Source organism: Erwinia sp. BNK-24-b, assembly GCF_047456155.1.
Classification (GTDB): Bacteria; Pseudomonadota; Gammaproteobacteria; order Enterobacterales; family Enterobacteriaceae; genus Erwinia; species Erwinia phyllosphaerae.
In genome coordinates, this window is record NZ_CP179901.1 from 1,523,668 (window position 1) to 1,541,543 (window position 17,876).

The window sequence follows — 17,876 nt, forward strand, 5'->3', positions numbered from 1 at the left end:
GGATTAAAAGAAAGCGCGATGGATGGCCAGTTCAACGCCGCGCACTTCCGCCAGGCCCTTCAGGCGACCAATAGCCGAATAGCCGGGGTTGGTCTTTTTCTGCAGATCGTCCAGCATCTGATGACCGTGATCGGGCCGCATCGGGATAAGATCTTCTTGTCCGGCGGCTTTACGGCGATACTCTTCGCTGGCAATCGCCTTGACGACCGCAAACATATCGACGTCGCCCGCCAGATGCGCAGCTTCATGAAAACTATTAGGATTTTCCTCGCGTTGGGTTGCTCGCAGGTGGGCAAAGTAGATTCGTGGCCCGAACCGTTCAACCATAGCGGCCAGATCGTTGTCGGCGCGGACGCCCAGCGAACCGGTACAGAAGGTAAAGCCGTTCGCCATGCTTTTGACCGTATCGATCATCCACTGCATATCGTCGGCGGTAGAAACGATGCGCGACAGGCCCAGAATAGGGCGCGGCGGATCGTCCGGATGCACCGCCATGCGCACGCCCACTTCTTCCGCTACCGGAATAATGCCGTGCAGGAAATGGCTGAAGTTTTCGCGCAGTCTGGCTTTGTCGATATCGGCATAACGGCGTAGCTGTTCGCGCAGCTGGTCAAGGGTATAGCCTTCTTCAGCGCCCGGCAGGCCAGCAATAATGTTGTTAATCAGCCGCGTTTTTTCTGCTTCGCTCATGTGGGTAAAGCGCTGTTGGGCCTGGGCGATCTCTTCGTCCGTATAGTCGGCTTCTGCGCCGGGACGCCGTAAAAGATGCAGCTCAAACACGGCAAAAGCAATCTGATCGAAGCGGAGCGCCTTTGCACCATCCGGCAGTTCCCACGCCAGATCGGTGCGCGTCCAGTCAAGGATCGGCATAAAGTTGTAGCAAACGGTTTTGATACCGCACGCCGCCAGGTTACGCAGCGTCTGCTGATAGTTTTCGATCCATAACTCACACTGCCCGCTGCGGGTTTTAATCTCTTCATGAATCGGCACGCTTTCCACCACCGACCACACCAGGCCGGCGGCTTCAATTATCGCCTTGCGTTCGCGGATGGCTTCCTGCGACCAGACTTCGCCATTAGGGATCGAATGCAGCGCCGTGACAATGCCGGTTGCGCCAGCCTGCCTTGCATCGGCAAGAGAAACGGGGTCGTTGGGGCCATACCAGCGCCAGGTTTGTTCCATTTTTTAACCTCCAGAGAGAGCGAAGCGGCGGCTAATTGCCAGCGCTCGTCGCCAGTAGAGGCAGAATCGGACACCGCCGGAAATAAGTCAACCAGAACACGTAATTTGGTTAACCACGTCACAAATGTAAAACGACGCTGGCGACCCGAAAACGGAACTGTGTTTCACTCCTGCTCGTGATGCCAGTGCTGTTTCGCTGATGTAAGTCCCTGCGACAGCTTATCCTTACGGACTGTGGGCGCATCCTTGTCCTGTCTTTTTCGATGGTGAAACGATAAATAATGACGATAGCCCTGGCTTTAAATTGGTTGACCAATTTAATCTGACCGACATGCCGGACGCCAGGCGGGGCACGCTCGTGAACATGGAGACACAGATGAACCGCAGTTTAGAAAGACAAATAAGCGCCACAGGCAGTAAACGTATTTTCCTTAACCTGCGATGGTGGGTACTGATCCTGTTTTTAACCGGCGTTACGGTTAACTATATCACCCGTAACTCGCTGGCGATTCTGGCGCCCGAGCTGAAAACCAGCCTGGGGATCACCACGGAACACTACTCCTGGATAGTGGGCGCTTTTCAGCTTGCCTATACCCTGTTCCAGCCGATTTGCGGCTGGCTGATTGACGTCATCGGCCTGAAGATCGGCTTTATGATCTGCGCGACGATCTGGGCGCTAACCTGCCTGCTGCATGCGGGCGCCGGAAGCTGGCTACAGTTAGCCATTCTGCGTTTTATCATGGGCGGCGCGGAGGCCGCGGCAACGCCAGCTAATGCCAAAGTGCTAGGCGAATGGTTTCCTAAAAAAGAGCGGCCGATAGCGGCAGGCTGGGCCGGGGTAGGCTTTTCCATCGGCGCGATGCTGGCTCCGCCCATTATCTATTTTGCCCACGCCTCATTTGGCTGGCAGGGCGCTTTCCTGTTTACCGGTTTTCTGGCGATGTCCTGGGTCGGCCTCTGGGCGCTTTTCTATCACAATCCGGCGACGCATCCCAACCTGGGCGCGCAGGAGCTGGCGCTGATCCAGCAGGATAATGAGCCGCCAGCCGTCAAGCAGAGCTTCTTCCGCGCGCTCAAATCGGTGGCAAAAAACAAACGCTTCTACGGTATTGCGATCCCCGCTTTTATGGCTGAGCCAGCCTGGGGCGTTTTAAGCTTCTGGGTACCGCTTTATCTGGCCAACGAGCTGGGGATGGATTTAAAACAGATTGCCATGTTCGCCTGGCTACCGTTTCTGGCCGCCGATCTGGGCAGCGTTGCCAGCGGCTATCTGACACGTCTTTATACCCGGCTGTTTGGCTGTACCCAGGTAAACAGCGTCGTGGCCAGTTCGATTACCGGCGCATTTTTAATGCTGTCGCTGGCGCTGGTTGCCGTAACCAAAGACCCTTATGTCGCCATTGCCTTAATCTCCGTTGGCGGCTTTGGGCACCAGATTATCTCCTGCATGCTGAGTGCGCTGGTGGTAGAGAAATTCGATAAAGGAGAAATGGCGACCGTCAACGGCATGCGCGGCTCCTTCGCGTGGATATCCAGCTTTCTTTTTTCCCTGCTTATCGGCATCACGGCGGACAAAATTGGCTTCAATCCGTTGTTTATCGCGATGGGCTTTTTCGACCTGATCGGCGCACTGTTTCTGATTGCTTTTATTGCTGAACGCCGCGCCATGCGCGCCTGAAGAGAAGATAACGATGAAAACGCTTAAGCACTGGACCTTAAACGCCTCGGACAACAATAGTATTGAACTGCTGGTGGATAACCGCCATTTGCTCACTCTGGCCGTGCTGGAACAGCAGTTGATACGGGTGACGCTTAAACGTCACGGCGAGCTGGCGCTGGACCGTACCTGGAGCATCGCGCCGAAAGAGGATGTGCCGTGGGAGGGGCGTCCGCGTGCGAGCCTGGCCGGTTTTTCCCTGCCTGGCTACTCGCTTAGTGAACAGGATGACCGGCTGGTTATCGCCACGGCGCGGCTCAGGGTCACGGTGCATCAGCCGCTGTGGCTGGAATGGCACTATCGTAACAATGACGGTGAATGGACGTTGCTGGCCAGCGATCGTCCCAGCGGTGCCTATCTGGTCAACGCACACGGCGATGGCGTTGCCCACTATCAGCGCCGGATGAGTGACGAACGCTACTATGGCCTGGGCGAAAAAGCCGGTGATTTGCAGCGCAACGGCAAGCGTTATGAAATGCGTAACCTGGACGCGATGGGCTATAACGCCGAGTCAACCGATCCGCTTTATAAGCACATTCCGTTTACGCTGACCCACCGGGGCGAAGCCAGCTTCGGCGTTTTTTACGACAACCTGAGCAGCAGCTGGTTTGATTTGGGTAACGAGCTGGATAACTATCATCAGCCTTATCGCCGCTGGCAGGCGGAAAGCGGTGATATCGACTACTACTTTTTTGCCGCTGCGCGCATTGTTGACGTGACCAAAGCTTTTGTCCGACTGACCGGGAAAACCTTTTTTGGACCGAAATGGAGCCTGGGCTACAGCGGCTCTACCATGCATTATACGGACGCGCCAGACGCCCAGGCGCAGCTGCTGAATTTTATCAGCCTGTGCCAGCAGCACGCGATCCCCTGTGACTCTTTCCAGCTCTCCTCCGGCTATACCTCGATTAACGACAAGCGCTACGTGTTTCACTGGAACAGTGAAAAGGTGCCGCAGCCGGAAGCGATGAGCCAGGCTTTCCACGAGGCCGGTCTGCGGCTGGCGGCAAATATCAAGCCCTGCCTGTTGCAGGATCATCCTCGTTACCAGGAGGTGGCCGAACAGGGGCTGTTTATTCAGGATTCAGAAAGCGACGCGCCGGAACGTTCTGTGTTCTGGGATGATGAAGGTTCCCATCTGGATTTTACCCATCCTGGCGCGATAGCCTGGTGGCAGGAAAACCTCACCAGCCAGCTGCTGGCAAAAGGAATTGATGCCAGCTGGAACGACAATAACGAGTATGAGGTCTGGGACGGTGAAGCGCGCTGCCACGGCTTCGGCAAGCCGCTGGCGATTAAAAATATTCGCCCGGTAATGCCGCTGTTGATGATGCGCGCCTCAATGGAAGCGCAGCAGCGTTTCGCGCCGGAAAAACGACCTTTTTTAATCTCCCGTTCTGGCTGTGCCGGGATGCAACGCTATGTGCAGACGTGGAGCGGCGATAACCGTACCAGCTGGCACTCGCTGCGCTATAACATTCGTATGGGATTAGGCATGAGCCTTTCCGGGCTATACAACGTGGGGCACGACGTTGGCGGTTTTTCCGGCGACAGGCCGGACGCGGAGCTCTTTGTGCGCTGGGTACAAAACGGCGTTATGCATCCTCGTTTTACTATCCATTCCTGGAACGATGACGGCACCGTTAACGAACCCTGGATGTATCCCGCCGTGACGCCTGCCGTACGCGAGGCTATTGCGTTACGCTATCGTTTGCTGCCCTACCTTTATACGCTGCTCTGGCAGGCTTATTGTGACGATGAGCCAATGCTGCGCCCGACCTTTCTTGACCATGAGCACGATGCCCAGACCTTTAATGAATGCGACGAGTTTATGCTGGGTCGCGATCTGCTGGTGGCAAGTGTGGTAGAGCCGGGACAGCGCGAGCGTCGCCTGTGGCTGCCGGATAACCAGAGCGGCTGGTATGACTTTTATAGCGGTCAGTGGTACGGCGGCGGACAGTGGATCTCACTGCCCGCGCCGCTGGAAAGGCTGCCGCTGCTGGTCCGTGCCGGAGCCGGACTGCCGATAAGCCAGCGTCTGCAACACGTTGACGTCAGCGCCGATAATTACCGCGAGCTGCGACTGTTTCCGCTACAGGGTGCCGGAACGGCCAGCGGGTCGCTCTTTGAAGATGATGGTGAATCCTGGGGCTACAAAGAGGGCAATGCGCTGCTGGTTGACTGGGAAATGCAGTGCGACGCCGACGCGGTACGATTAACACTCTCTCGTAAAGGGCATTTTAAACCGGCCTGGCAACAGCTGGCCGTTCTGCTGCCCAAAGGGGAACGGCGTCGCCTGTTTATTAACGGCGTAGAACAGGCCGCCGGGGCTGCGGCTATCGTGGCAGAACTGCCAGAAAAAGCGTGGGAAGCAGAGTAAGTTCGCTACAGAGTAAAATCGCCACGGACTTTATAAGTTCGTGGCGTTATTTTAACTATGCGGGACAGGAACGACTTCTTCCATTATCTTAGCTAAAAATAAAAGCTGGCACTGAAGCCAGCTTTTTTGTGTTCCTCAACATCCGGCGGCGATAAAGTCGCCGTTAGCGCTGACCGGGATAACGGTGGTAAATAACACCAGCGCAAACAGGATCAGGATAAGCCCGCCCAGCGTCATCGTCAGTTTTGTCAGCGCGGTCGCATACCGCGTTGCCCATTCTGCATTGGCAGTCAGTACCCATTCTCTGGCGTGATGAACAACGGTTGCCAGAATCGTAATCGATAGCGCGGTTCCCAACGACATGACCAGTACCGCAGCCACGCCCCAGCTAAACATGCCGATTGCGTTGGCAAACAGCAAAATCATCAGCGCTCCGCTACAGGGTCTGATACCAATAGTGGCAATCACCCAGAGCGCGTTGCGCCAGCCGCCGGTTAGCTCGTCGGCCGTCGGTTGATGCTTATGGCTACATCCGCACTCCGCATGATGATCCGAATGCGCACGTCGGCGCAGTAGCGATAACGGGTTAATGCCTGCCGCGCGAAAAAGTAAGGCCAGACCGAAAACCGCGATGAGCAAAGCGCTGGCTTTCTCTATCCAGTAACGGCTGCGGCTGAGATCGCCCGTTGACAGGTTAAACAGTATTGCCAGCACCACGATAAAAACGATGGCGACAACGCCCTGCATCAGGCTGCCCAGTAAGGTGATCGCTCTGCTTATTTTAAGGTGCTGGCGATGGGTAGCCAGATAGGTCGTGATAACAAATTTACCGTGTCCTGGTCCGACAGAATGCAAAAAGCCATAAACGAAGCTGCCAAAGATCAGCATCAGTCCGCCGCTTATCTGGTGATCGCGCTGTTGCAGCATGTAGAGCACCAGATAACGGTGCAGGGTGATTTGCAGCGCCAGGCAATACTGCACAACGTCGCCCCAATGACGGGCAAACAGATAAAGCAGCGCAAGACAAAGCGCGCCGCCAGCGCTGAGCAAGGCTATTTGCGGTGGCTTATTAAGAGAGTGTGCCTTCATCTTTTCCTGCTTAGCGGCTTTATGACAGCTGCGTGAAACCAATAAAAGCGGGGGCACGAGGATTGCCCCCGTTACTTCTGCCAAATTTAAACAATGAGTTTTAATAAGCTGAAATTCAAAAACATTGTTCCAGGTGTTATTCCGCCTGGCTGTTATCGGTAAAATTAATGCATAGACGGCAAGAAGCCCGTTTAAACTTCCTTAAACGGGCTTCTTAAATTCGATTGTACCGAACAGTGCGGCCCTCGTCGGTAAGCTAATCATCTAACTACCCTCTGTCAAGGCTCCTGAAACGGCCATCGTTCAGGGCCAGTGAAAAGTATATATGGCTAAAGAATTTTGGAGAAGGCTATGTCAGGCTTACAGGATAACTATCCTGCTGGTATACGCATTCAGAAAGCAAAAAGAAGAGTTATATTCGGCAGTAAAATTTATTACGCCCGCAAATAAACTATTGGATAATCATAATCTTTGCTTAATATAAGCATGCTTTTTTTTACCCTATGTGATTACGCAAAGTAATATTTGTCGGCAGAGGCCGAATGCTCTACTGTTTGATTGTACGTATGTATGCGTACTATTTAACTGAGGGTTACTTATGTTCAACGCAAACCAATCCCAATCAGTCCGACGTGGATGTCTGGCGCTTCTGGCCTTTGCTCAACTTATCATTTCACTTGATATCAATATCGTTTTTGTTGCGTTACCAGAAATAGGAAAAGGCCTCCATTTTTCCGGACAGTCGCTTCAATGGGTAGTTAGCGCCTACACGGTTTTTTGCGGGGGTTTTCTATTGCTGGGAGGCCGGGCTGCTGACCAGATTGGCCAAAAGAGAATGTTTATTTTTGCACTGTTTCTTTATGCCGCTTCATCTTTAATGGGGGCGATTGCATGGACACCGGAGATGATAATCGTCGCTCGCGCGGTTCAGGGCACAGGCGGCGCGTTCCTTTTTCCGGCTACGCTTTCTTTACTGAACCGGTTATTCACAGAGGGCTCAGAAAGAAACCGTGCCTTAGCTATCTGGGGAGGCGCAGGCGCCAGCGGGCTGACGCTGGGTTCGCTTTCTGGAGGAATACTGACGGAATATGCCGGTTGGGCATCCGTTTTCTATATCAACGTCCTGCTGGCTGGTATAGCAATTATTCTTGCCGTTGCTCTTCTGCCCGCTGATAAGAAAAGAGCGGTCAGACAAGGTTTCGATATGCCGGGAGCATTGACGGTGACGGCCGCTTCAACTTTACTGGTTTTTTCTCTGGTACAAGGGCCTGAAGAGGGGTGGCGATCGGTGACGGTTCCGTTTACCTTATCCGTGCTCAGCCTTATCCTTTTTGTCGTCATTGAGCTTAAAAGCCGGACACCTCTGATGCCGCTGACGCTATTAAAGAATCGTTATCTTCTGTCAGGTGTAGTTATCACTTTTATTTATATGGGCACGTTTGGCGCGCTGCCTTATTTTGAAACTATCCTGTTCCAGGACGTGTTGAAATATTCAGCTTTAAAAACGGGGCTCGCTTTTATCGTGCCATCCGTATTTATTTTTGCCGGTACGCAAGCAGGTGCCAGGCTGACCGGAAGCTTCGGAACGCGTAGCGCTATGATGGCAGGATGCCTGACGGGTATCGCCGGAACCTTGATGATGATGTATGGAGCAACGGTCACCGGAACATACCTGATGCTGCTGCCGGGATTGATCGTTTCAGGTATTGGACAGGGGATTGTCTGGACGACCATGTGGATCTCAGCAGCAACGGGTGTACGGCATGATGAGCAGGGGATTGCATCCGGCATGGCATCGACAACGCTAAATGTAGGCAACGCCATCGGGCTGGCGATTTTGATTGCCGTGGCGACTTCACTTTCCCGGCATAGCGGCGAAGTTCATGACGCTTTCTTTCTGGCCACCATGGCAAAATACGCATTTATGTTAGCGGCGGCGGGCATGTTTATGGCGTTTTTGATAGCCTGTTTTCTTCCTTCAAATACCCCATCTGCGCTGGACAACAAGACGTTAACGCCAGCTGACTGAGTAGAGATCCAGAGTTAAATAAGCGCCTGACGGCGCTTACCTGCTTACTTTACTCGGCACAATAGGTGGCAATTATCGAACTGGTCTGCTCATCCTGCGTAGCAGCCTTAAGAAACGAATCAAGAAGTCCAGGGAATCGCGAATCCAGATCTTCGCGCCTCAGGCTAAGAAGGTTTTCTCTTCCTGAAGGGATCTGCCAGATAATGCCGCCGTCACGGAGAGTGCGCCAGTGATGGGTAAGCGTAGATTTGGAAATACCTTTCAGCAGTGAGCCACAGGTATGTTCCTTTCCGTCTGCCAATACTTTCACCACGCTCATTCGGACAGGATGCCCAAGAGCGGCCAGAATGCTGTCCAGCCGTAGCTGTTCACGGTTTGGATGATGCTTCATCATAGAAAAATAACCTTATTAAAAGGTATACAAACAATCGTACAATCATACTATAGATTTCATGATCCGCAGTTATTCGTCATGGTGTTATTGCATCGTTTTCAAATCTGTTAGCGCTGACGCAATCGTAAAATTAACTTTCGCTCCAGTATCATCCAGCTATCAGGAAGCTTTGAAACAGATGTCAGGATAAATCTTGATAATCGTCATAATTCAAGCCAGCTTCTGCTGCTTCATAAAGGGATACAGAAGGTTTGCTCTCCTGATTCCAGGAAAAAAGAACCAGATGCCAAAGACCTGGCGCTTTTCGGGAAGGGTCTATTAATCCGTTTATGCCATATGATTCCAGACGATTACGGACTCTCCATGACTCGGGGATACTGCCCTGACTTACAGTTTCCTGCCATGGGGCAAGCGCATCGTTGATATCAATATTGGCTGCCTGCAATCCAGCTAAATTTCGTAAATCAAAAATTTTATCAGCGATAACGCTGACCTTGATAATTTCAAGCCTGTCACGCCTGGCGCCGTTATGGGCTTTCAATGCCGCCTCTACGCCTTCTGGTGATGAACTAAGATACAGCGTGGGCTGATTGCTGTCTGAATAGCGGCCCGGAACCCTTGAGCCTGATAAAGCAACATCCCGATAAAGCGGATCTATTGCCCGATAAAAAATCCCCTTAACATTGATTAAATAGTTGGTTATTTCCATGAAGCCTCTGGACTCTGTTCTCAATAATTCAATGCTTAACAATAGTTGATTATTACTCAGGTCTGCCAGTAATCTGGCGAATGATGAAAACCATCATCCACGCGTAAAACGCGCTTTATAAGCATAAATAATTACGATGTTTCGTAGGGTCGATAACGGCGCTTTATAAGCACTGATAATTACAATGTTTCGTAGGATTGATAACGGCACTTTATAAGCACAGATAATTACAATGTTTCGTAGGATTGATACCGACGCAGCAACGCTAAGATGACTCTGGCAGACTTTTCGCCTCAATCTTTTACAACAGGTAAATAAAATGACGGGATGTTACGACATCAGCAGGACCAGCTCTCAGCCATAAAATCAATAAAACAGCGTATCCGTGGAGAAAGGTAGCGGCTCGTTGGCCACAGCGCTGAAAAACTGCCTGTTTTTATGCAGTGACCGGCTAACACTTCCTGCAACGCTCCCTGATTAAAAGCTTCCCGTACCACAAAATCAGGAACGTAACTTATCCCCAGTCCTGCGGTGCTGATATGGATTACCGCTTCAATGTTATTGGCCGTTAGTACAGAGACGGGATTAAAATCGCCTGTAATACGCATCCCCTGTAGTTCCCATGGCTGAACAAGCCCCGTTGAAGGAAAACGAAAGAGAACACATTTGTGATTTTTCAGATCTTCTGGGGAGTCAGGGGAGCCGTATTCGTTCAGATAAGCGGGACTCGCGCAAAGGACAAAGCTAAAATTCCCGAGCGTTTTCGATGTTAGCCTGGAGTCGGCGATCTCTCCGCTTCGTATAGCTACATCAAACCCTTCATCAATAAGGTTTACCAGTCGATCGCTGAAGTCCAGTTCCAGTTCGATAGCCGGATAGCGGCGAGTGAACGATGGAAGAAGAGGGAGCAGCAAGCGATAGCCTATTACCGGCAGTGAAACTCTGAGTTTTCCGGCAGGCTGTTCTACGGTGCGGGTTAATTCTGCTTCGGCTTCTCTCAGCTGCTCAAAAATATGCTGACAGCGTGCCAGTAACGTGATCCCTTCTGCGGTCAGGCTGACGTTTCGCGTACTGCGGTTAAAAAGTCTTATGCCCAGCTTATTTTCAAGTCTGGCAACGTTCTTACCCACGGCGGATGCGGAAATACCCAGGGATCTTGCTGCCTGTACAAAGCTGAGTGTTTCCGCCGTCCGTACAAAAGAAGTTAACAGAGTAAAACTGTCCATAGATTATAAACTTTTTGTCGCGTCAGAAGGTATAGCCAGTCTATTTATCTTATTAAATATCCGCAATAGGATGGGCAGACATTGTTTTTAACTTCTTAAAAAAGCCGAATATCAAAGGTAATCTAATGACCTTCACCATTGCATCTCCTTCACGGTATGCCAGAGCTATTGCCGCTCTCTCAATTTTCCTGGCGGCCATGCTGTTACCGCTAAGCTTTACCGGTGGCGTGATTACCACTCCGGCTATCAGTCATGCGCTGGGTGGCTCTCCAGCAGTTCTCGCCTGGCTAACAAATGGATTTATGCTGACTTTTGGCAGTTTTCTACTAACAGCCGGCGTTACTGCTGATATTACCGGCCGAAAGCGTATATTTATTGCTGGCTTAATTACCTTTTGCTTTAGCAACTTGCTTATTGTTGTTTCTGAAAGTACTGGCGTAATCGGGCTATTGAGGGGGATTCAGGGTATCGCAGCAGCAATGACGCTGGCTGGAGGCAGTGCGGCACTGGCCCAGCTCTATGACGGAAATGCACGAACCAGGGTATTCAGTATGCTCGGCACCATGTTTGGCGCCGGATTAGCTTTCGGGCCTCTCCTGATTGGGCTGATTACCGACGCTTTCGGCTGGCGCTGGGTTTACGCTGCAATGGCAATACTTGCAGGTATCCTGATGCTAACGGGCATGGCATTTCTACCACCTTCAAAAAAGCAATCGCAACAGAAAATGGATATACCGGGCATAGTGCTTTTTACCGTGGCGCTTGTCCTGTTTACTCTGGCAGTTATGCTTATGCCAGGATGTGGGTGGTTATCATTTCCTGTGCTGGCTTTATTTATTGCCTCCATGCTGCTTATTCGACTATTTCTGACTCGCTGTCGGAAAGTAGAACATCCTGTTTTTGACCTCTCTCTTTTGCGCTATCCACGTTTTACTGGCGTGTTGTTATTACCGATAGCGACCTGCTATTGCTACGTTGTCCTGCTGATTATTATTCCGCTGCATTTTATGGGTGGGGAAGGGTTGAACGAGACGCAAAGCGCCGTTTATCTTATGGCTTTGACCGGTCCGATGCTGATATTTCCCTCGCTTGCTGCCGTACTCACCCGCTGGTTTAAACTGGGGACAGTATCAGCAGCGGGGCTAATCCTGTCTGCCGTAGGATTACTGATGGCCGGGCAGGCATTACAAAGCAGCAGCCTTAGCTTGCTTATGGTATCAATGCTTATCACTGGTACAGGTGCAGCGCTTCCGTGGGGGCTGATGGACGGGCTGGCCGTCTCTGCTGTGCCGCTGGAAAAAGCTGGCATGGCAGCCGGTTTGTTTAATACGGTGCGCGTGGCCGGTGAGGGGATTGCTTTAGCGATAGTTACAACATTTTTAGTAGAAATAAACAAACTGAATCTTGAAAAGGCAGCTTCTGCTTATAAACCCGATCTAATTAAGCAGGCTGCTACCTGGCTGGGAGGAGGGAATCTTAATCAGGCAGCAAAGGTTTTACCCAACCTTCCGCGAACGCTACTCCGTGAAAGTTACGATGATGCCTATACATTCTTATTTCAGGCTCTGGCGGTCATTACTGTTTTGTGCGCGTTTCTGGTGTGGATGACGTTAAGTAACAGCGAGGTGAGATCTCAAACCTTACCTGAATGATGACTGTTTTTGCATAGCGAGAAAAAAGTAAAAGACGGCAGGAAAGTAAAGAATAGAAGCCAATGCCCATTTAAAAATGGATATTGGCTTTCTGGTTAAAATTCATATTTTATGCTGCCGCTTCGTGTGCGGATTATTGACATGATAATATTCTTATTAATACAGTTTTCAGGTGGTTTCATGTCTGAAAAACAGCGTCTGTCTTCTTTTCCTTCTTCTTTATATCCGTCACCAAAAGCATAGATACTAATTAAAAAAGGGCTATTCTTACCTGATGGGATGTTATACTTTTCCATGATACTTTCTTTATTTTTAACCCAACATGCAATTTTATCAGATTCCAGAAAGGGCAATCCATCAACAATAATCTGTGCAGTGCTGCCGTCATAATGGGCATTAATAACAGAGACATCTTGCTTTTTGATAACCAAATAGCTAAAGAAGCATAGCAGTAACACAAGTGTTGAAATCACAAATCTACGCATTATCTTTTTCCTTCTAAATTAATTGTAGCTTCCATATTGGTCAGGAATGGCCGAAAACCAAATCTGTTAAACCTTTGAAAAATAAACCCTATTTTGAAAAACTGGAACTGATTAAACTTCTGCTTACGTATATCGCTAACGTCTAAACCAAAATGATCCTGGCCTGTAAACCTGATACTTGCTTTCCAGCCATACTCATTAACGTCAAGGCGAAGAACTTCAATTTTTGTTGCATAAACGTCATGAACGGTAATTCCCATCCCGTTGATTCTATCAAGCAGTAAGGAATCAAATTTTGGCAGGATAGAATCTTAAATGGCGCTTGTAAGATCTTTTAAGTTATTGTGAGGAAAGCCTTTGTTATTATAGTCAATAAAAAGACCAATATTCTCATGCAAAACTGTTTTTGTCTGTCTCGTAGCATAGTTTGAATACAACTTCTCACGATAAGCCGTATTCAACTGGGGATCGTGAAAGGCTGAACCTCGTGAAAACTGAAAATACCTCAGCATCCGATTGATTAAATGCCTGTGCGGGCCGATGAAAGAATAGGGTAGAGAAGTTACCTGCATTTCCTCAAACAAGAGTTGGGTACATTGCTGCACGCTTAGCTTGCCGCCACGGCTAATGCTGCCATACGCCCCGGCGAACCTTGATTGTGGATTATCAAACGTTGTTAATCGGGTTAAGGCATAGGGATCAACCATATTTGATATGTTGACCAGTCCAAACTCACTTTTTAACCTGTCCTCTGATATATCGCCATAACGCATATCATCGGTGGAAAAATCGTTAAAGCGCTTCTGCGTCGCGAAAATCATCGCTGGAAACTGAGCGTTGCTCATAGATAGTACTCCCTTACTTAGATCCATCCTTATTGAAATGCCAGACTGTCCATTTAGCGCAGTATATCGTAAAAATTTATCGTTGATAGTTATATCATACCGCCAGCAAGCACTGAGGGAACGCTTGATTGAAAGATAGAATGATGAAACGACAGCACTTCCGCTGCTGGTAATCCAGAAAACTATTTCCAATCGAGCATAGTCGTTTTGTTTATCTGAATAGCAATAATCTTTTGCACCGCAAAAGCGTGCTCACTATTCGCCTGAAGAACTGCCGGCCAGGCGGGAGGCCGTTCTTATCTGATATTTTAATATTCTGACCGGGCGCAATAATTTCTCTCACGCACGACACGCTATTGTCGGGTAGCCCAACAGCAAAAAGCCCGCTTCAGTTTCCTGAAGCGGGCTTCTCTAAATATGGCTCCTCTGACTGGACTCGAACCAGTGACATACGGATTAACAGTCCGCCGTTCTACCGACTGAACTACAGAGGAATCGTTTGAACGGGGCGCATAGTATCGAGAGTGCATGGGGAAGTCAAAGCCTGTTTGGTGTTTTTGCATCGACTGCTGAATAAAGCAGCATGCTGTTCCGTTTTTAGCAAAATAAACGGATGCTGACATCAGGGCCGAGGCGAGTACTGACAGTTACACCAGCCCCGCTTTGCGTAACATCTCGCAATTCGCTGATGTATGGCTTTTTGGCGTACAGCAACTTTCGTCAGAACGATCACGTTTGTTTCATTTTGATATTGTTTATGCTGATTTCGAAATATAAATTCCAATCAGATGCCTCATTCACCTGCAAGGAATCTCTATGAAAAAGATCAGAATCGGCTTGATTGGTACAGGTTATATCGGACGCTGCCATGCTATTGCCTATGCGCAAGCCCCTACCGTATTTGCTTTAAAGGGCGAAATAGTGCGCGAAATGGTGGCGGAAATAAATTCGGAAACGGCAAAAGCGCAGGCTGCGGCGCTGGGTTTTTTGCGTTCGACAGGCAACTGGCGCGAACTGGTGGCCGATCCTGCTATCGATGTGGTTGATATCTGCGCCCCTAATTTTTTGCATAAGGAAATGGCGCTGGAAGCGATCCGCCACGGTAAGCACGTTTATTCCGAGAAACCGCTGGCGCTCAACGTTGCTGATGCAGAAGAGATGACGCATGCGGCGCAGCAGGCCGGGGTGAAAACGCTGGTGGGCTTTAACTATATGAAAAACCCGACCAGCCAGCTGGCAAAGGAAATTATCGCCAGCGGTGAGATCGGTGAAGTGGTGCACTTTTATGGCACGCATAATGAGGACTATCTGGCCGATCCGCTGACGCCGCTGGACTGGCACTGTCAAAAAGCGCTGGCTGGCCTGGGCGCCTTAGGAGATTTAGGTGCGCATATTGTCAATATGGCGCATTACCTGGTGGGGGATATTAGCGAAGTCTCCGGTGATATGCAGACGGTGATTAAGCGGCGCCCGGATGCCAAAAATCCGGCTTTACTACGCGAGGTTGAAAACGAAGATCGAGCCAGCGCGCTATTGCGCTTTACCAGCGGCGCACAGGGCGTCATTGAAACTTCACGCATCGCCTGCGGCAGCAAGATGGGACTAACCTACGTGGTCACCGGAACTAAAGGCGCGCTCCGCTATACGCAGGAAAGAATGGCGGAGCTGGCGCTTTATCAACACGGCGATACAGTCGGACGGCAAGGGTTTAAAACAATTCTTACCGGCCCGGCGCATCCTGACTATGCGGCCTTTTGTATTTCTGCCGGACACGGCATCGGCTTTAACGATCAAAAAACGGTGGAGGTACGCGATCTTATTAACGGTATTGCTGCCAACGACCGCATGTGGCCAGATTTTGCCGAAGGGCTACAGGTATCAAAAGTGCTGGAGGCAATAGCCATTTCGGCTCTGGAACGCCGCTGGGTGGGTATCTAATGATGGGGAGGAAAAGGGTAGCAATACTGTAACCTTTGAGGTTTTTCCATCAGGATATTACTGGTTAAATGTGACAAACATCACTTTTCTGCCAGGCTTAAGGAAGGCTAATCAAAAGGGAAAAAATGATGAGTATCAGAGGCATTGAGCATATTGGCATTACGGTTTCTAACCTTGCAGAGGCAGAAAAGTTTTTTATTAACGCGCTGGATGCCAGCGTGCTGTACCGTCTGGTGCCACCAGAAGATCCTGATGCAACCATGGAGGGCAAAGATATCCATTCGGTTAACGGCTTTCCGCCAGAGATGAAGGTGACGGGCGTGGCAATGCTGCGGTTAGCCAACGGCTGCAACGTGGAGCTGTTTCAAACCAGCCCGGAAACGGCAAATGGTCGCCAGGATATCAGTCATGCGGGCGTTAATCATTTCTCCATGTACGTGGATGATATTCATGCAGCAGGTGAGAGAATGAAAAAGCATGGCGCAGAAATGTATGATGGCCCAAATGATGCGTTTTCGCAGGAAGAGGGTAAGGGCAACCAAACCTGGTTCTGTCGCGCGCCTTTTGGTGCGCTGATTGAGCTGATTACGCTGCCTTCTCCTTTGCATTACGACGCTGAAGCGACCGAAAAACGCTGGATCCCGGCGAAGTCATCGTAAAAATTACTCAGGCGTAGAAAATAGCGGTAGCAAGGCAACAGTCGGCCGCCTTGCTACCGCCTGCCACCTTAACGGAAAGGCGGCTCGTTAAAAGTTCTTAATTTACGTGAATGCAGCTTGTCGCCTTCTGCGCGCAGCAGGTCGATGGCGCAAATACCAATCTGCAAATGCTCAGAGATAGCGCCTTCGTAAAAACGGTTCGCCTGTCCGGGTAATTTAATCTCGCCATGAATCGGCTTGTCGGAAACGCATAACAGCGTGCCGTAAGGTACGCGGAAACGATAGCCCTGCGCGGCGATGGTGGCGCTTTCCATATCGACAGCCACGGCGCGGCTAAGGTTAAAACGTAGCGCGGAAGCAGAGTAGCGCAGCTCCCAGTTACGATCGTCCGTGGTAACCACCGTGCCGGTACGCAACCGCTGTTTTACCTCTTCGCCCGGCATACCGCTGACCTGTTTGGTCGCGTCGAACAGCGCGCGCTGTACCTCGGCAATGCTTGGCACCGGAATATCCGGCGGCAATACCGCATCCAGCACGTGATCGTCACGCAGATAGGCATGCGCCAGTACATAATCGCCGATGGTCTGGCTTTCGCGCAGGCCGCCGCAGTGGCCAATCATCAGCCAGGCGTGCGGACGCAGTACGGCGAGATGATCGCAGATGGTTTTTGCATTGGAGGGGCCAACGCCGATATTGACCAGCGTAATGCCCTGGCCTTCTTTCGCGATTAAATGCCAGGCCGGCATCTGGTGATTTTTCCACGCCAGGCCAGAAATGGTTTCCTGAGGATCGGGCGTGTCGGCGGTAATATAAATGCTCCCCGCGCAGGAAAGGGCTTCGTAAGGCGAATCAGGATCGGCAATCTGCTCGCAGCTCCAGCGCACGAACTCATCCACGTAGCGGGTATAGTTGGTAAACAGTACCCACGACTGGAAATGTTCCACCGGCGTGCCGGTGTAGTGACGCAGGCGGGCCAGTGAAAAATCGGTGCGCAGTGCATCAAAATGCGACAGCGGAAACTTTTCGCCAGGCTGATAAAGTCCGTCGGCGTTTTCATCGCCGATTTGCGCCAGCTCGGTAGTGGGAAAATGCTGCGCCAGACCAGCGCTCATGCTGCGATCCAGCCCCAGGCTGGTGCCGTCAATCACATAGGGAAACGGGATCTCCTGCTGTGAAGGCCGTACTTCCAGCGTAACGGGGTATTCGTTGCACAGCATCGTGAGCTGCTCGGTAAGATAATGACGAAACAGCGCGGGACGAGTAATGGTCGTTGCGTAGCTGCCGGGCCGGGTAAAACGGCCAAAGGCGCGTGACAGCTTGTGTTGTGCCGCATCGCCTTGCCAGCTAACGCGCAGCTCAGGATAAACAAACAGGCCGTCGGCGCGGCTGGCGGCGTCCGGCAGCGTACCTTCGTTAACATAGGTAGTGATGGCCTGTCGCAGTGCGCTGACTGCCGCCTCATACAATGAGTCCAGCTTGTCCAGCGCCTCGCTGACAGATAATCCTTGGGGGGCAGAAGGCTGCGTCATGGTCTCTCCTCGGGCGGTTATTGTTTTCTTAACAGCATGTTA

Annotated in this window: 13 protein-coding genes, 1 tRNA gene and 1 pseudogene; 6 read left to right on the forward strand and 9 right to left on the reverse strand. The window is 50.8% G+C overall.

Annotated features, from left to right (window positions below; all coding sequences use genetic code 11):
- Nucleotides 1-3: 3 nt before the first annotated feature.
- On the reverse strand, nt 4-1,182 hold the full coding sequence (gene uxuA / locus ACMGGR_RS06865) for a mannonate dehydratase (protein WP_414148470.1): 1,179 nt from the start codon (nt 1,180-1,182) through the stop codon (nt 4-6).
- Nucleotides 1,183-1,558: 376 nt separating this feature from the next.
- Here uxuA and ACMGGR_RS06870 point away from each other — a divergent pair, with 376 nt between their 5' ends.
- Both ACMGGR_RS06870 and ACMGGR_RS06875 read left to right on the forward strand, forming a co-directional pair.
- Nucleotides 1,559-2,860, forward strand: a complete 1,302-nt coding sequence (locus ACMGGR_RS06870; protein ID WP_414148471.1) for an MFS transporter — start codon at nt 1,559-1,561, stop codon at nt 2,858-2,860.
- Between the two features lie 13 nt (nt 2,861-2,873).
- Nucleotides 2,874-5,279: a TIM-barrel domain-containing protein gene (locus tag ACMGGR_RS06875; protein WP_414148472.1), complete on the forward strand. Its 2,406-nt coding sequence runs from the start codon at nt 2,874-2,876 to the stop codon at nt 5,277-5,279.
- Nucleotides 5,280-5,414: 135 nt separating this feature from the next.
- On the opposite strand, the gene ACMGGR_RS06880 is transcribed toward ACMGGR_RS06875, so the two are convergent.
- The gene (locus tag ACMGGR_RS06880; protein WP_414148473.1) at nt 5,415-6,368 is read right to left on the reverse strand and encodes a nickel/cobalt transporter; all 954 of its coding nucleotides are present in this window, start codon (nt 6,366-6,368) and stop codon (nt 5,415-5,417) included.
- Nucleotides 6,369-6,966: 598 nt separating this feature from the next.
- Here ACMGGR_RS06880 and ACMGGR_RS06885 point away from each other — a divergent pair.
- Nucleotides 6,967-8,397: an MFS transporter gene (locus ACMGGR_RS06885; protein WP_414148474.1), complete on the forward strand. Its 1,431-nt coding sequence runs from the start codon at nt 6,967-6,969 to the stop codon at nt 8,395-8,397.
- A gap of 49 nt (nt 8,398-8,446) precedes the next feature.
- Here ACMGGR_RS06885 and ACMGGR_RS06890 read toward each other — a convergent pair whose 3' ends face one another.
- The 3 genes from ACMGGR_RS06890 to ACMGGR_RS06900 all read right to left on the reverse strand — a co-directional run bounded on the left by ACMGGR_RS06890 (nt 8,447) and on the right by ACMGGR_RS06900 (nt 10,726).
- The gene (locus ACMGGR_RS06890; protein WP_414148475.1) at nt 8,447-8,791 is read right to left on the reverse strand and encodes an ArsR/SmtB family transcription factor; all 345 of its coding nucleotides are present in this window, start codon (nt 8,789-8,791) and stop codon (nt 8,447-8,449) included.
- 181 nt (nt 8,792-8,972) lie between these two features.
- Nucleotides 8,973-9,500 (reverse strand): RES family NAD+ phosphorylase, encoded by a 528-nt coding sequence (locus ACMGGR_RS06895; RefSeq protein WP_414148476.1) that lies wholly within the window; start codon nt 9,498-9,500, stop codon nt 8,973-8,975.
- A gap of 338 nt (nt 9,501-9,838) precedes the next feature.
- Nucleotides 9,839-10,726 carry a LysR family transcriptional regulator gene (locus ACMGGR_RS06900; protein ID WP_414148477.1) on the reverse strand — a complete coding sequence of 296 codons (888 nt, stop codon included), beginning with the start codon at nt 10,724-10,726 and terminating at the stop codon, nt 9,839-9,841.
- Nucleotides 10,727-10,851: 125 nt separating this feature from the next.
- On the opposite strand from ACMGGR_RS06900, the gene ACMGGR_RS06905 reads away from it, so the two are divergent.
- Complete coding sequence (locus ACMGGR_RS06905; protein ID WP_414148478.1) at nt 10,852-12,378, forward strand: MFS transporter; 1,527 nt, start codon at nt 10,852-10,854, stop codon at nt 12,376-12,378.
- A 95-nt stretch (nt 12,379-12,473) separates the two neighbouring features.
- Here ACMGGR_RS06905 and ACMGGR_RS06910 read toward each other — a convergent pair whose 3' ends face one another.
- The 3 genes and pseudogenes from ACMGGR_RS06910 to ACMGGR_RS06920 form a co-directional block, all read right to left on the reverse strand.
- The gene (locus ACMGGR_RS06910) at nt 12,474-12,863 is read right to left on the reverse strand and encodes a DUF943 family protein (protein WP_414148479.1); all 390 of its coding nucleotides are present in this window, start codon (nt 12,861-12,863) and stop codon (nt 12,474-12,476) included.
- Nucleotides 12,863-13,735: pseudogene (locus tag ACMGGR_RS06915) on the reverse strand (DUF3289 family protein). Before ACMGGR_RS06915 ends, ACMGGR_RS06910 begins: the two are co-directional and overlap by 1 nt.
- Nucleotides 13,736-14,126: 391 nt before the next feature.
- Nucleotides 14,127-14,202 (reverse strand) — tRNA-Asn (locus ACMGGR_RS06920).
- A gap of 322 nt (nt 14,203-14,524) precedes the next feature.
- Between ACMGGR_RS06920 and ACMGGR_RS06925 the strand changes: the two genes are divergently transcribed.
- Nucleotides 14,525-15,646 carry a Gfo/Idh/MocA family protein gene (locus ACMGGR_RS06925; protein ID WP_246757759.1) on the forward strand — a complete coding sequence of 374 codons (1,122 nt, stop codon included), beginning with the start codon at nt 14,525-14,527 and terminating at the stop codon, nt 15,644-15,646.
- 125 nt (nt 15,647-15,771) lie between these two features.
- On the forward strand, nt 15,772-16,305 hold the full coding sequence (locus ACMGGR_RS06930) for a VOC family protein (RefSeq protein WP_246757758.1): 534 nt from the start codon (nt 15,772-15,774) through the stop codon (nt 16,303-16,305).
- A gap of 68 nt (nt 16,306-16,373) precedes the next feature.
- On the opposite strand, the gene ACMGGR_RS06935 is transcribed toward ACMGGR_RS06930, so the two are convergent.
- The gene (locus ACMGGR_RS06935; protein ID WP_246757757.1) at nt 16,374-17,834 is read right to left on the reverse strand and encodes an AMP nucleosidase; all 1,461 of its coding nucleotides are present in this window, start codon (nt 17,832-17,834) and stop codon (nt 16,374-16,376) included.
- Nucleotides 17,835-17,876 lie beyond the last annotated feature (42 nt).

What these genes read in the sequence shown, in the direction of transcription:
- uxuA (WP_414148470.1), bottom strand. Translation starts at nt 1,182, where the DNA reads ATGGAACAAACCTGGCGCTGGTATGGCCCCAACGACCCCGTTTCTCTT.
- ACMGGR_RS06870 (WP_414148471.1), top strand. Translation starts at nt 1,559, where the DNA reads ATGAACCGCAGTTTAGAAAGACAAATAAGCGCCACAGGCAGTAAACGT.
- ACMGGR_RS06875 (WP_414148472.1), top strand. Translation starts at nt 2,874, where the DNA reads ATGAAAACGCTTAAGCACTGGACCTTAAACGCCTCGGACAACAATAGT.
- ACMGGR_RS06880 (WP_414148473.1), bottom strand. Translation starts at nt 6,368, where the DNA reads ATGAAGGCACACTCTCTTAATAAGCCACCGCAAATAGCCTTGCTCAGC.
- ACMGGR_RS06885 (WP_414148474.1), top strand. Translation starts at nt 6,967, where the DNA reads ATGTTCAACGCAAACCAATCCCAATCAGTCCGACGTGGATGTCTGGCG.
- ACMGGR_RS06890 (WP_414148475.1), bottom strand. Translation starts at nt 8,791, where the DNA reads ATGATGAAGCATCATCCAAACCGTGAACAGCTACGGCTGGACAGCATT.
- ACMGGR_RS06895 (WP_414148476.1), bottom strand. Translation starts at nt 9,500, where the DNA reads ATGGAAATAACCAACTATTTAATCAATGTTAAGGGGATTTTTTATCGG.
- ACMGGR_RS06900 (WP_414148477.1), bottom strand. Translation starts at nt 10,726, where the DNA reads ATGGACAGTTTTACTCTGTTAACTTCTTTTGTACGGACGGCGGAAACA.
- ACMGGR_RS06905 (WP_414148478.1), top strand. Translation starts at nt 10,852, where the DNA reads ATGACCTTCACCATTGCATCTCCTTCACGGTATGCCAGAGCTATTGCC.
- ACMGGR_RS06910 (WP_414148479.1), bottom strand. Translation starts at nt 12,863, where the DNA reads ATGCGTAGATTTGTGATTTCAACACTTGTGTTACTGCTATGCTTCTTT.
- ACMGGR_RS06925 (WP_246757759.1), top strand. Translation starts at nt 14,525, where the DNA reads ATGAAAAAGATCAGAATCGGCTTGATTGGTACAGGTTATATCGGACGC.
- ACMGGR_RS06930 (WP_246757758.1), top strand. Translation starts at nt 15,772, where the DNA reads ATGATGAGTATCAGAGGCATTGAGCATATTGGCATTACGGTTTCTAAC.
- ACMGGR_RS06935 (WP_246757757.1), bottom strand. Translation starts at nt 17,834, where the DNA reads ATGACGCAGCCTTCTGCCCCCCAAGGATTATCTGTCAGCGAGGCGCTG.